This is a genomic window from Streptomyces sp. NPDC027663 (assembly GCF_055566415.1).
The window spans coordinates 105,269-118,465 of the sequence record NZ_JBVHSK010000004.1 but is presented as its reverse complement, the minus strand read 5'-3'; the positions used below and the strand labels follow the sequence as shown (position 1 = coordinate 118,465).

Annotated in this window: 8 protein-coding genes; 5 read left to right on the top strand and 3 right to left on the bottom strand. The window is 71.3% G+C overall.

Translation table 11 applies throughout. From position 1 onward, the window contains the following. Positions 1-9: 9 nt before the first annotated feature. Positions 10-819, bottom strand: a complete 810-nt coding sequence (locus ACZ4SF_RS13790) for an SDR family NAD(P)-dependent oxidoreductase (RefSeq protein WP_468382833.1) — start codon at positions 817-819, stop codon at positions 10-12. Next, positions 812-1,462 carry a carboxymuconolactone decarboxylase family protein gene (locus tag ACZ4SF_RS13785; protein ID WP_468382830.1) on the bottom strand — a complete coding sequence of 217 codons (651 nt, stop codon included), beginning with the start codon at positions 1,460-1,462 and terminating at the stop codon, positions 812-814. Before ACZ4SF_RS13785 ends, ACZ4SF_RS13790 begins: the two co-directional genes overlap by 8 nt. A gap of 216 nt (positions 1,463-1,678) precedes the next feature. Between ACZ4SF_RS13785 and ACZ4SF_RS13780 the strand changes: the two genes are divergently transcribed. From ACZ4SF_RS13780 to ACZ4SF_RS13770, 3 genes are all read left to right on the top strand, one after another. Then, positions 1,679-2,866, top strand: a complete 1,188-nt coding sequence (locus tag ACZ4SF_RS13780) for a PucR family transcriptional regulator (RefSeq protein ID WP_468382827.1) — start codon at positions 1,679-1,681, stop codon at positions 2,864-2,866. A 47-nt stretch (positions 2,867-2,913) separates the two neighbouring features. Continuing rightward, positions 2,914-5,334 (top strand): SpoIIE family protein phosphatase, encoded by a 2,421-nt coding sequence (locus ACZ4SF_RS13775; protein WP_468382825.1) that lies wholly within the window; start codon positions 2,914-2,916, stop codon positions 5,332-5,334. Positions 5,335-5,632: 298 nt separating this feature from the next. Continuing rightward, positions 5,633-7,666 carry a S8 family serine peptidase gene (locus ACZ4SF_RS13770; RefSeq protein ID WP_468382822.1) on the top strand — a complete coding sequence of 678 codons (2,034 nt, stop codon included), beginning with the start codon at positions 5,633-5,635 and terminating at the stop codon, positions 7,664-7,666. A 189-nt stretch (positions 7,667-7,855) separates the two neighbouring features. Here ACZ4SF_RS13770 and ACZ4SF_RS13765 read toward each other — a convergent pair whose 3' ends face one another. Next, the gene (locus tag ACZ4SF_RS13765) at positions 7,856-10,228 is read right to left on the bottom strand and encodes a SpoIIE family protein phosphatase (protein WP_468382819.1); all 2,373 of its coding nucleotides are present in this window, start codon (positions 10,226-10,228) and stop codon (positions 7,856-7,858) included. A gap of 251 nt (positions 10,229-10,479) precedes the next feature. On the opposite strand from ACZ4SF_RS13765, the gene ACZ4SF_RS13760 reads away from it, so the two are divergent. Both ACZ4SF_RS13760 and ACZ4SF_RS13755 read left to right on the top strand, forming a co-directional pair. Continuing rightward, entirely contained in the window at positions 10,480-11,052 is a 573-nt protein-coding gene (locus tag ACZ4SF_RS13760) for a PadR family transcriptional regulator (RefSeq protein ID WP_468382818.1), read from the top strand. Between the two features lie 139 nt (positions 11,053-11,191). Further along, positions 11,192-12,916: an acyl-CoA dehydrogenase family protein gene (locus ACZ4SF_RS13755; RefSeq protein ID WP_468382815.1), complete on the top strand. Its 1,725-nt coding sequence runs from the start codon at positions 11,192-11,194 to the stop codon at positions 12,914-12,916. Positions 12,917-13,197: the final 281 nt, after the last annotated feature.

Below are 13,197 nucleotides of genomic sequence, written 5' to 3'. Positions count from 1 at the left end.
GCCACCCGCTCACACGGCGCTCAACCCTCCGTCCACCACCAGGCTCTGCCCGGTGATGTAGGAGGAACGGCCGGAGAGCAGGAAGGCGACGGCCTCGGCCACCTCCCAGGCGGTGCCCTGGCGCCCGAGCGGTATCCCGGTGAACGAGGCGGCACGCGTCGACCGCCGGGCCGAGGCCTCGCGGCCCATCGGGGTGTCGATCAGGCCGGGGACGACCAGGTTGGCGCGGATCCCGCGGGCCGCACCCTCCTTGGCGACATGGCGGGTGAGACCGAACAGGCCCGCTTTGGAACTGTCGTAGGCGGGCGAGCCGGTGGCCGCGCGTAGTCCGGCCAGGGAACTGACGAAGACGATCGATCCTCCGTCGGCGATCGCGGGCAGTCCGTACTTGGCGGCGAGGAAGGGGGCGCTCAGGTTGAGCGCGAGCACGCGTTCCCACTGCTCGGGTGAGGTGCCCGCCAGGCCCGCGCCGAGACCGACACCGACGTTGACCACGATCGCGTTGAGCGACCCGAGTTCGCGCAGGGTCTCGGACACCATGGCCGACGACTGGTCGGGATCCGTGGCGTCACCGGCCACGGCCAGGCCTCGGGCGCCCTCCGCACCGACCAGGGCGGCGGTGGCCGCCGCCGCGGAGGGGGAGACGTCGGCGCAGGCCACGGAGGCTCCCTCGCGGCCGGCGAGCACGGCCACCGCCCGTCCGTTGCCCACCGGTGCCTCCGGATCGTCGCTGGGGCGGGTGCCCGCGCCGATGACCAGTACGTTGCGGCCGGCGAGGAGGCCGGCCGGCTGGGTCGCGGGCTGCCGGGACTCAGGCATCGCCGTGCGCCCCTTCCGCCGCCTTCGCGCCGAGAGGCCCGGTGGGTTCGGGCAGGGTTTCCGTTGCGAAGCCGGGCTCGAGCGGGGTACCGGCGGAGTTCAGGAAGTACGCGACCATGTGGTACTGACCGACGAGCATGGTGATTTCGATCAGCTGTGCCTCGTCGTGGACGGCGGCGAGTGCGGACCAGGTGGCCGCGGACAGGCGTGCGTCCCGGTGCAGTTCGTCGGCGGCACGCAGCAGACGGTCGTCGGCCGGCGTCCACCCCTGGGCGTGCGGGCCCGCGCCGATCCGCCGGATCTCCTCGTCGGTGACCCCGGCGGCCCTGGCCAGCGGTACATGCCGAGCCCATTCGTAACCTGCCCGGGTGTTGCAGGCGGTGCGCAGGATCAGCAGTTCCCGGGTCCGGTCCGGCAGCCGGCCGTCGCGCAGCAGATGGCTGCCGAACGGCAGGAAGTGCCGGAAGAGGCCGGGGTGGCGCACCAGGGTGGTGAAGACGTTTGCGAGCCGGCCGTCGGCGTCCCGGGGAAGCGGGGCGAGCAGTTCCCGGGTGGACCGGTTCCAGCTGTGCTCGGGCAGTGGCGCGAGCCGCGGGCCGGCGTCGGCGGCGGGGCGGTGGGGTCGGTGACGGTCGTCGGTCATGGTGGTCTCCGCACTGGTCGACGGGGTGGGCGGGCACGCGGGCGGATCTGAGCAGGGTCCTTCGGCGCCTTGCCGCGTACGCGCCGATGAGTTCCTTCCGCCGCCGTGCCACTGTGCTTTCGGCGACGGTGGGCTGTCGACGGCTCCCCGGCCAAGGCCGGAGGGCGGCATGTTGTTCGGTTGCACAAGGCCGGTACGCGAAGGGAGGTGAGGTCCGTGCCCGGACCTTCGGGCACGACGGCGCCCCTCGAACGGGTCATCGCCGCCATGGCCGCGCAGCAGGGGCACCTGGGCGGACGGTTGCACGCGGATCTGATGGACCACATCCCGTCCTACCGCGCGGTCCCGCGGGACCTCCTGGACCGGATCTGGCACCGGCACTTACAGCGGGCGCTCGCGGTGGTGCGAGAGGGGACGGTGCCCCCGCCGGAGGACTTCGGTGAAGCCGATGTGGCCCGCGACCGGGTTGCCCGCGGAGTGCCGCTCGGTGACGGGCTGCGGGCCTTCCGCCGGGCGCTGAGCGCGATACGGGACCTGTTCATCGCCGAAGCGACCGAATGCGGGTTGGAGCCCGGCCTGATCGTCGACCGCACCAAGTGCCTGTGGGAGCTGGCGGACGTCGCGAGCCTGCAGATCGCTGTCGTCCACCGGCAGGCGGAGGTCGCCTCCGCCCTGCTCGACGCCCGCCGCCGCGCCGACTTCCTGCGCGGACTGCTCCACGGGACGCTGAGCGCCGCGGAGATCCACAGCGGTGCGGCGATCTACGGGCTGGACCCGTCGCGGCCGTACCGGGCCGTCAGAGCCGTGCCGAGCGGCGAGACCGGGCCGGAGGCCCTGGAACGCTCCCTGGAGTCCCACGGCCGCAGGAACGGTCGTGGCGTGTTGCTCACCGTGCTGGACGGGGCTGTCGTCGGAGTCATGGGAGCCAAGCCGGACACCGGGGACCTCGAGGTGACGGCGGGACTCGGCCCGCCGACGTACCTGGCCGAGGCGCACGGCTCCTTCCGTGCCGCCGGCCGGATGCTGGAGGCCGCCCGTGCGTACGGTCTGCGCGGCGCGTACGACCTGAGCGACCTGTCCTGGCGAGTGGCGGTCGTCTCCGAACCGGAACTCTCCGAGCTGCTGCTCGACCGCTGTCTGCGCCCCCTGGAGGCGGAGGGGGAGTTCGGCGCGCTCGTCGAGGAGTCGGTGCGGGAATACCTGAAGAGGGGCCGGCGCATCCGCGAAGTCGCCCGCGCCGCACACGTCCATGTCAACACCGTCCGCTACCGTCTGCGCCGTTTCGAGGAGCTGACCGGCACCAGCCTGGACGCCACGGACACCGCGGTGGAACTCAACTGGGCCTTGGCGGCACGCGAGCTGAGGACACGTCCACCAGGCCCGGGTCCCAGCGGGTTTCAATAGGCGATCGGTGGCCTTCTACAAGGTGGTGTCCAGCGGTGGAGAAGCGGATGACGGAACTCAGCGAAGGCCACGACGATCCGTTCGCCCTGCACCTCGCCGCCTCGGCGGTGCTCGACGACCGGGGCGTCGTGGTCGGCTGGAATCAGCGGGCCGAGGAGCTGCTCGGCCATCCGGACGCAGCCGTGCTCGGTCGTCCGGCATGCGAGGTCCTCGTCGATCCCCGCGACCTGCCTGCTGTCAGGGAAGCGGCGGTGAAGTGCCGGAGAACCGGGGGCTGGTTCGGGGTGCTGAACGTGCTGCACCGCGACGGGCAACTGGTGAAGATGGGGATCCGGGCCCACTCCCTCTCACGCGGTGACCAGGTCCGGGAGTGGATCCTCGCGGGCGCACCCGCGGCTGACGTCCTGAAGTGGCAAAGAGACCGCGCGGTTCTCGACGGCTTGTACCGCCGGTGCCCGATCGGCCTGGTCGTCCACGGCCCCGACCTGAGGGTTCTGCGGGTCAACCGGGCCATCGAACGCTTCAGCGGCGTCCCTGCAGCGGCATTCGAAGGGCTGCCCACCGGCCATTTCCTCCTCCCCGATGACGCGAGCAAGGCCGTGGACCGGGTGCGCCAGGTGATGGAGACCGGCAGACCGCTGGTCTATTCCGAGCAGTTGGCCCGCCTGGAGTGGGACCCGGCACGGGAGCGGGTCGTGACGGTCTCGTCCTTCCGGATGGAGGACCCCTCCGGCCGCATCCTGGGCGTGGCCGAAATGATCGAGGACATCACCGAACGCCATCGGGCCCAGTGCCGGCTCGCGCTGCTCGACCAGGCCGGCAGCCGTATCGGAACCACCCTCGACGTGGCGGAGACGGCCCGGGAACTCGCCGAGGTGATGGTGCCTCACCTCGCCGACCATGCGTCGGTGGACCTGCTGCAGCCGGTGACGCGCGGTGAGGAACCGACGCGCACTCTGGCAGTGCCTCTGGTCCGGCTGGGGGCCTGCAGCGCCGGTGCCCGGCAACCCGCCCCGCCCCACCCCGAGGGCGAGCCGGTGGAGTTCGGGCCCGAGACGCCCCAGGCCAGATGCCTGGCCGAAGGGCGGCCCCTTGTGGAAGCGGTTCTCCCGCCCGACTGGTTCTCGGTGCGGGGCCGCCACGGGGCCCATGCTCCGGACCTGGGCGTTCACTCGCTGATCGTGGTACCTCTTGCCGCACGGGGCCTGGTGCTGGGCGTGATGACCCTGTGGCGTTCGAGCCGCCCCGATCCCTTCGAGGCGGACGACCTCACCCTCGCCCAGGAGCTCGCCTCGCGCGCCGCCGTCGCCATCGACAACGCCCGGCGCTTCACCCAGCAGCAGCAGACCGCGTTCGCGCTGCAAAGCAGCCTTCTGCCCCGGGCCGTTCCGGATCAGTCGGCCGTCGAGGTGGCCTTGCGGTACCTGCCGGCCAGCGGGGCCCCGGGCCTGGGCGGCGACTGGTTCGACGTCATTCCCCTGTCCGGGGCCCGCGTCGCCCTCGTCGTCGGGGACGTGGTGGGACGCGGCATCCACGCTGCCGCCACCATGGGCCGGATGCGGACCGCCGTACACACGCTCGCCAGTCTCGACCTGGAACCGGACGAGGTCCTCTCCCGCCTGGACGATCTGGTCAACCTGCTCGCGGCCGAGCAGGAAGCAGCCGGCGAACAGCCCGTGGGCGAGCAAGTCGTAGGCGCCACTTGCCTGTACGTCGTGTACGACCCGGTCGCCGGGCGCTGCTCCGTGGCCGGCGCCGGACACCCGCCGCCGGTGGTGACTGCTCCGGACGGGCAGGTGGCTCCGCTCGACCTGCCCGCCGGCCCACCGCTCGGCCTGGGCGGCCTGCCGTTCGAGGCCCGGGAGATCGAACTGGCCGAGGGAAGCCTGCTGTGCTTGTACACCAACGGAGTCATCGGCGAACGCCACATCGATACCGACGCAGCCCTGGCCAAGCTGTGTGCAGCGCTCACCCGCCCGGCGGACGCCCTGGAACTGACGTGCCAGGCAGTGGTCGACTCGCTGGTGCCGTCGCGCCCCAGTGACGACGTCGCCCTGCTGATCGCCCGCACCCGCATGCTGCCACCGCAGGACGTGGCTTCCTGGAGTCTGCCGCTGGAGCCTGCCAGCGCAGCCCTGGCTCGGGCTCTGACCACGGCCAAGCTGACCGAATGGGGTCTGGAGCACCTGGCGTTCGCGACCGAGCTGATCGCCAGCGAACTGATCACCAATGTCTACCGGTACGCCAGTGGCCCCGCGACTCTGCGGCTGATCCGCGAACGGAGTCTGGTGTGCGAGGTGAGTGACACCAGCCACACCTCACCGCACCTGCGTCGTGCCCGTACCACCGACGAGGGCGGGCGCGGGCTGTTCCTGGTGGCCCAGATGGCCGAACGCTGGGGCACCCGCTACACCCGCGAGGGCAAGACCGTGTGGACCGAGCAACCGCTGACCGGCACACTCACCTGACCGCCCAGGCCGCGTCGTGGCGTTCGGCGTCCACCTGACGGCCCGGGCCGTGTCGCGGCGCGTGGCGTCGGCACACGACCAGCGAGCCCGGATGGGGGCCTTGGTGCAGGCTCGACATGCAGGTGGACAGGTGTCCGATTAGCGTGTTGGTCGAACGGCAGTAATCACGCAGCCTGGCGTGCCACCGGTTCGGACAGGCTTTCGGCCACGTGGGCGGCGGCACGGGAAATGCCGGGCGCCACGGCTGCCCGGTGCGCGTCTTCCCCGCCTTCTTCCCCGCCCTCTCCAGGAGTTCGGCATGGCCCGTATCACCATCAACGGCGTCACCGTGGACCCGTTGGTCCAAGCTGACGAGATGGCCACCGCGTCGCTGGTGTCCGTGGACGCCTCGGCGTCCGACTATCTGCTCGTCCAGACGACACACCCACCCACACCGGAAGAGAAGGAGCAACTCGCGGCGCTCGGCGCAGTGATCCACGAGTACGTTCCCGAGGACACCTATCTGTGCGGCTACCGGCCGAGCGATCTGGAAGCCGTGCGCGCACTGCCTTTCGTGGCGTGGGCGGACGTGTACCTCGATGGCTTCAAGATCGGCCAGTCTCTCCGGTCCACCCGGCTGCGCACGGGAGTCGCCGAACTGGCCGAGCCCCTGGACGGAGTGGGCCCCCGGCCCCGGGTCGTCGACGTCGTCCTGCACGAGGACGTCGACGCGAGCGCGGACGGCCTGCGGGACCGGATCGCGGCGGCGGCCGGAGTCAGCCCTGGCGAGGTACAACCCGACCGCGACAAGGTCCGCATCACGATCCGTGAGGAGGACCTGCCCGCCCTGGCCTCGCTCGACGAGGTGAAGGAGATCGAGGAGGTCCCGGAGCGGGTTCTCTACAACACCGTCGCGGGCACCCTGATGCATGCCCACGTGTCCCTCGACGGCACGAAGTTCCGGGGCGAGGGCCAGATCGTGTGCGTCGCGGACACCGGCTTCGACAAGGGCTCGACCACCAATGTGCACCCCGCCTTCACGGGCCGGGTCAAGCGGCTGGTCGCCCTGGGCCGTACGAGCCCCCCGCGGGCTGACGACCCCGACGGGCACGGCACCCACGTGGCGGGTTCGGTCCTCGGCGACGGCACGTCGGAGTCGATGGGCGGACCCGTCACCGGCACGGCTCCCGAGGCGAGACTGGTCCTGCAGTCCGTGATGGACGAGGACGGCTTCCTCACCGGCATCCCGCGCCACCTCCGTGACCTGTTCGAACCGCCCTTCCTGGAGGACGGGGCGCGGATCCACACCAATTCGTGGGGTCCGGTCACCCCGGGGCTGGCCTACAACCCGGCCGCGCAAGAGGCCGATCAGATGGTCTGGGACAACAAGGACTTCGTCATCCTCTTCGCCGCGGGCAACGACGGCACGGACCGGGACGGGGACGGACGCATCAATCTGAGGTCCGTCAGCGGGGAGACCGCGGCCAAGAACGTCATCACCGTGGGAGCCAGCGAGGGCAACCGGCCCGAGATCGGCAAGACCTACGGTCAGCTGAAGGGCGGACAGGTCCGGTTCCCGGTCCCGCCGATCCACGGCGACAGGATGGCGGACAACCCCGCGGGGATGGCGGCCTTCAGCAGCCGCGGCCCGAGTCAGGAGGGACGCTTCAAGCCCGATGTCGTCGCCCCCGGCACGTCGATCCTGTCCACGCGCTCGCGGGTGGCCCAGGACCTCAAGAACTTCGGTGTCTCCTCGGACCCCGCCTTCATGTTCGAAAGCGGTACCAGCATGGCCACCCCCTTGGTGGCCGGCTGCGTGGCGGTGCTGCGCGAGACGCTCGTGAAGAACGGCACCCCGAAGCCCAGTGCCGCCCTCATCAAGGCCATGCTGATCAACGGAGCTGACGAACTGCCCGGCCAGTACGTCCCCAGCGAGGCCGGCCCGTCCCCGAACAACAACTCCGGCTTCGGCATCGTCAACCTCCAGCGCGCCGTGGTGCTGCCGACCGACGCCGGCCGGGCGGGTTTCAAGGACGCCAAGGAACTGGACCAGGGGGAGGAGCGCGCCTTCTCCATCACGGTTCCGGAGGGAGCGGCCCGCACCCTGAAGGTCACCCTCGTCTGGACGGACCCCGCCGGGGCGGCCCTGCAGAACGACCTCGACCTCGTGGTCCGCGCGGGCGGTCAGGAGCGGCACGGGAACATGGGAACGGACCCTGGTTTCGACCGGGTCAACAACGTCGAGCAGGTCCATTGGCGGGACGTCCCCGCCGGGGAGGCCGAGGTCGTCGTCAGGGCCCACCGGATCACCCGGTTCGCCCAGCCGTACGCCGTCGCCTGGCGCATCCTCTGACGCGTGCACGGGCACCGTCCCGGCCCGTCGGACCGGGACGGTGGTCACGGCTCGGGCGCCGTCCGCCCTCAGTCGGTACGGGAGCACGGGGTGACTGGCCTGGGGCGCGTCGGCTCCTTCCAGGCCTTCTCGCTTCCGGTGCCCGCAATCCTGTTCGCCGCAATCCGTTCCACCGGCTGCCGGGGGCTCCTACGGGATGGCCAGCTCGGCCCAGATGGTCTTACCGGACGAGGTGTACCGCGTGCCCCAGCGCTGGGACATCTGGGCGACGAGGAACAGGCCGCGGCCCCCCTCGTCGTCCCGGCGGGCGCGCCGCAGGTGGGGTGCGGTGTGCGCGTTGTCGGAGACCTCGCACAACAGGCAACGGTCCCTGATCAGCCGCAGCATGACGGGCCCGGTGGCGTACCGGATGCCGTTGGTGATCAGCTCGCTCACCACGAGTTCGGCACTGAACGCCAGTTCGGACAGGTCCCACGACTCCAATTGGCGCTCGGTGAGCGTGCGTGCGCGAGCCACCATGGCCGGATCGGGCGGCAGCTCCAGGTCCGCCACGTGGTCGGCGTCGAGACGCCGGGTGCGGACCAGCAGCAGCGTGGCATCGTCCGCCTGAGGTCCGGGCGGCAGGGTCGACAGCGCCCGGTCGCACAGTTCCTCCAGCGGGCATCGTTGCCAGGTGAGCACATGGGCAAGACGGTCGATGCCGCTGTCGATGTCGGTGCGCCGGTCCTCCACCACGCCGTCGGTGAAGAACGCCACCACGCTGCCGCTGGACAAGTTCAGATCGACGTTCTCGTACGGCAGGCCGTCCAGCCCCAGAGGGGGTCCCGGCGCCAGCGCGGACAGAGCCACCGAGCCGCTCGCATCGGCCACGATCGGCGGTGGATGCCCCGCGCTCGCCCACGAGCACCGGCCGTTGACCGGGTTGTAGATCGCGTACAGGCAGGTCACCCCGAGCGTCTCGTCGTTCAGCCCGTCATCCGCGTGGGGTTCCGCATCCTGTGCGACCAGGCCGTCCAGCCGGGTGAGCAGTTCGGCCGGGTCCAGGTCCAGCAGGGCGAGGGTCCGTACGGTGGCGCGCAGCCGGCCCATGGTCGCGGCCGCGTGCACGCCGTGGCCCACCACGTCGCCGACGGTCAGGCCCACCCTGGCGCCGGACAGCGGGATCAGGTCGAACCAGTCCCCGCCCACGCCCACGCGGCTGTCGGCCGGCAGATAGCGGTATGCCACGTCGACCGCGCTCTGCTCGGGCAGGTGCTGCGGCAGCAGGCTTCGCTGCAGTACGAGGGCCGCCGCATGCTGGCTGGTGTAGCGGCGCGCGTTGTCGATGCCGACGGCGGCGCGCTCGGCCAGTTCCGCGGCGAGCGTCTGCTCCTCGGGCCCGAAGGGGTCGGGGTTGGAGCTGCGCCGGAAGGTGGCGAGACCCAGGACGGCATCGCGGGTGAGCAGCGGCACGAAGAGGCAGGAGTGGGCTGCGGCCGGTCCTCCCTCGCCCACTGCCCCGGGCGGGACGGCGTCGACGACGGGGCGGCCGGTGGCCAGGCTCAGCGCCTGCGATGACGAGGGCGGGTAGGAGACGGGACTGGTGCGGAACTCTTCCGGGGTCCGGCCGTGCATCCGCAGCAGACTGTGCCCCGGCGCCGACCCCGTCGGCGGCTGCCGTCCCTCGATGACCGCCGGCGGCAGGTCCACCAGCACCTCGTCGGCCAGCTGCGGTACCGCCACGTCGGCGAGTTCCGCGGCGGTACGGCGTACGTCCAGCGAGGCACCGATGCGCTTTCCCGCCCGGACGAGCAGCGACAGGCGTTCCTGGGCGCGGTAGCGCTCGGTGATGTCCAGGGACTCCTCGAACAGGCCCAGCAGCTCGCCCCGGGCGTCCACCAGCCGGTGGTAGGAGCAGGACCAGACATGCTCGCGCACCGGGTCGGCGGGGGCGCGCCCGCGATAGTGCATGCCCATGATCGGTTCGCCCGTCGTCATGACGTGCTCCATGATCTGGTCCTCGTCCGGGGGGTGGTGCCGGGAGATGAATTCGCCCTCGGGGAAGAGATCCGCGGCCGGCCGGCCGATGTACTGGGCGATCCCCGCGAGCTCCAGATCGGTGGAGACGTTCCCCCAGACGACGCGCATGTCGGTGTCGAAGATCGTCAGGCCCACGGTCGACTCGGTCGCCAGACCCTGCAGCATCGCCAGCTGGGCCTCCCAGCCACGCAGTGTCTCCAGCTCGGCCGCGAGCACGACGGTCGCGGCGACGCCCAGGTGGTCGAGCGGGCTGAACGTCACGGCCGCGCGCAGGGTACGTCCGTCCCGGCAGCAGAGGTCCAGGACGGCGCTGCGGGGCTTGCGCGTCTTGCAGAGGGCGGACAACCGCTGTCCGGGAGCCGGTGCCAGCAGCCGGCCGGCCGGTTCTCCGAGCACTTCCTCCGGTGAATGCCCGAGAAGGCGCTGGGCCGAGCCTCCCCACCCGGAAACGCGGCCTTCGGCGTCCAGTACCGCGGCAGCGGCATTGCAAAGGTCCAGGGGACTGTGGAAATCGACGTTGGCGGCATTCGGAAAACGATCCATGACACCGCTTCCCTTCGTGCTTTTTCAGCATCCCGTGCCGCACGACGGACGACAACCGCACGGGCGGTGCCACCGGCCCGAGCGCACGGCGGGGCGGTAGGGGGCTCGCTGCCGGGTGCGGTCCGAGGCCTTGAAGGGCCAGGTGCGGTCCGAGGCCTTGAAGGCGCCGGCGGCCGTCGGCGGGGTGAGCCGCGTCGCATCGGAGCGGCCGCCGCTTGCTATGCAACGAGTTGCATAGCAGGATCGGTGCCATGGCGCTCGAACACGCGATTCTGGTGTCGCTGCTGGAGAAGCCGGGGTCCGGCTATGAGCTAGCCCGGCGCTTCGAGCGGTCCATCGGCTACTTCTGGACCGCGACACACCAGCAGATCTACCGCGTGCTCAAGCGCATGGAGGTCGACGGCTGGGTCGACGTCCGGGACGTCCCCCAGCAGGGCCGGCCGGACAAGAAGGAGTACTCCGTCGCCGACCTCGGGCGGGCCGCGCTGTCCTCCTGGCTGCACGATCCCATCGAGCCGGAGAGCGTCCGCCACGACCTGGCCGTGAAGATCCGGGGCGCCGCCTTCGACGACCCGACCGCCCTGATCGGCGAGGTGGAGCGGCACCGGCAGGCCCACCGGGACCGGCTGGCGCACTATCTCGCAGGTGAGACGAGGGACTTCACGGGTCCCGAGGCGAGTACGGCCGGTCCGCAGACGCCGCCCGACGCCGAGCGAGAGCTCCAGCACGTCGTCCTGCGCGGCGGCATCGCGTACGAGCGGATGATGATCGACTGGCTGGACGACGTGCTCGCCACGCTGACCCGGTTCGATCCGGGCCGCTGACCGCCACCGCACCCGCCGCCGGTCCTGCGGATCCACCCCCTCCACCGCACCCTCCGCCGCTCCACCCGATCCGGCCCGTCCAGCCGCCACCAGACCTCACCGAATCCCACCCGTCCACCAGCCGAAAGGCGTCATCTCCATGGCCGACCAGCTGCTGTTCAACCCGCGCACCTACGACCCCGCGCACTTCGACCCCGAGACGCGCCGCCTGCTGCGTGCCACCGTCGACTGGTTCGAGGAGCGCGGCAAGGGGCGGCTGATCGAGGACTACCGGACCCGGGCCTGGCTCGGCGACTTCCTCGCGTTCGCGGCGAAGGAGAACCTGTTCGCCACCTTCCTGACGCCGTCGTCCGCCGCAGGGGAGGGGGAAGGGGACAAGCGCTGGGACACCGCCCGGATCGCAGCCCTCAACGAGATCCTGGGCTTCTACGGCCTCGACTACTGGTACGCCTGGCAGGTCACGATCCTCGGCCTCGGCCCGGTCTGGCAGAGCGGCAACGCCGCCGCCCGCGCCCGCGCCGCGGAACTCCTCACCCAGGGTGAGGTGTTCGCGTTCGGCCTGTCCGAGAAGGCCCACGGCGCCGACATCTACTCCACCGACATGCTGCTCGAGCCCGACGGTGACGGCGGCTTCCGGGCCACCGGCTCCAAGTACTACATAGGCAACGGCAACGCCGCCGGACTCGTCTCCGTCTTCGGCCGCCGTACCGACGTCGAGGGCCCCGACGGCTACGTGTTCTTCGCCGCCGACAGCCGTCACCCGGCCTATCACGTGGTCAAGAACGTCGTCGACTCCTCGAAGTTCGTCAGCGAGTTCCGCCTCGAGGACTATCCCGTAGCGGCCGAGGACGTCCTGCACACCGGCCGGGCCGCCTTCGACGCCGCCCTCAACACCGTCAACGTCGGCAAGTTCAACCTGTGCACCGCCTCGATCGGCATCTGCGAGCACGCGATGTACGAGGCCGTCACCCACGCCCACAACCGCGTCCTCTACGGCCGCCCCGTCACCGCCTTCCCGCACGTGCGGCGCGAGCTGACCGACGCGTACGTCCGGCTCGTCGGCATGAAGTTCTTCAGCGACCGCGCTGTCGACTACTTCCGCTCCGCCGGTCCGGACGACCGCCGCTACCTGCTCTTCAATCCGATGACGAAGATGAAGGTCACCACCGAGGGCGAGAAGGTCATCGACCTGATGTGGGACGTCATCGCGGCCAAGGGCTTCGAGAAGGACAACTACTTCGGCCAGGCGGCCGTCGAGATCCGCGGTCTGCCGAAGCTCGAGGGCACGGTCCACGTCAACCTGGCGCTGATCCTGAAGTTCATGCGCAGCCATCTCCTCGACCCGGCCGGGTATCCCGCCGTGCCGACCCGCCTCGACGCGGCGGACGACGACTTCCTGTTCCGGCAGGGTCCGGCCCGTGGCCTCGGCTCGGTGCGCTTCCACGACTGGCGGCCCGCCTACGACGCGTACACACACCTGCCCAACGTGGCCCGCTTCCGCGAACAGGCCGATGCACTCTGCACGTTCGTCGCCACGGCCGCCCCCGACGCGGAGCAGAGCCGCGACCTCGACCTCGTCCTCGCGGTCGGTCAGCTCTTCGCCCTCGTCGTGCACGGGCAGCTCGTCCTGGAGCAGGCCGGCCTGGCCGGGCTCGACGAGGACGTGCTCGACGAACTCTTCGCCGTCCTCGTGCGGGACTTCTCCGCGCACGCCGTCGAACTGCACGGCAAGGACTCGGCGACCGAACAGCAGCAGGACTGGGCGCTGGCGGCGGTCCGGCGGCCGGTCGTCGACGAAGCGCGCACGGAGCGGGTCTGGCAGCGGGTCGAGGCGCTGTCCGGCGCGTACGAGATGGCCCCGTAGCCGCGCCGTGCGCAACACCGGTGGCCGGGCCGCGTGGGCCCGGCCGCCGTCGTGGTCCGCCCGGTGAGGTCGTCGGGGTGGGGTCGCGGGCAGCGGCAGCCCGCTGCCTACGGCGGCCTGTTGCCCTCCGAGGCCTGCTCGCCTCCGGCGCCGTCGCCTTCCTGAACACCCTCGCCGGGGGAACCGGCGCCGCCCTGTACGGCAAGGCCCGCGCCTCACGTGGCAAGGGCAGCGGTTCGCCGAGTCGCCGATCAGCGGTCGTCCGCGCGGCACGGCGGACC

What these genes read in the sequence shown, in the direction of transcription:
- ACZ4SF_RS13755 (WP_468382815.1), top strand. Translation starts at nt 11,192, where the DNA reads ATGGCCGACCAGCTGCTGTTCAACCCGCGCACCTACGACCCCGCGCAC.
- ACZ4SF_RS13790 (WP_468382833.1), bottom strand. Translation starts at nt 819, where the DNA reads ATGCCTGAGTCCCGGCAGCCCGCGACCCAGCCGGCCGGCCTCCTCGCC.
- ACZ4SF_RS13775 (WP_468382825.1), top strand. Translation starts at nt 2,914, where the DNA reads ATGACGGAACTCAGCGAAGGCCACGACGATCCGTTCGCCCTGCACCTC.
- ACZ4SF_RS13765 (WP_468382819.1), bottom strand. Translation starts at nt 10,228, where the DNA reads ATGGATCGTTTTCCGAATGCCGCCAACGTCGATTTCCACAGTCCCCTG.
- ACZ4SF_RS13760 (WP_468382818.1), top strand. Translation starts at nt 10,480, where the DNA reads ATGGCGCTCGAACACGCGATTCTGGTGTCGCTGCTGGAGAAGCCGGGG.
- ACZ4SF_RS13770 (WP_468382822.1), top strand. Translation starts at nt 5,633, where the DNA reads ATGGCCCGTATCACCATCAACGGCGTCACCGTGGACCCGTTGGTCCAA.
- ACZ4SF_RS13785 (WP_468382830.1), bottom strand. Translation starts at nt 1,462, where the DNA reads ATGACCGACGACCGTCACCGACCCCACCGCCCCGCCGCCGACGCCGGC.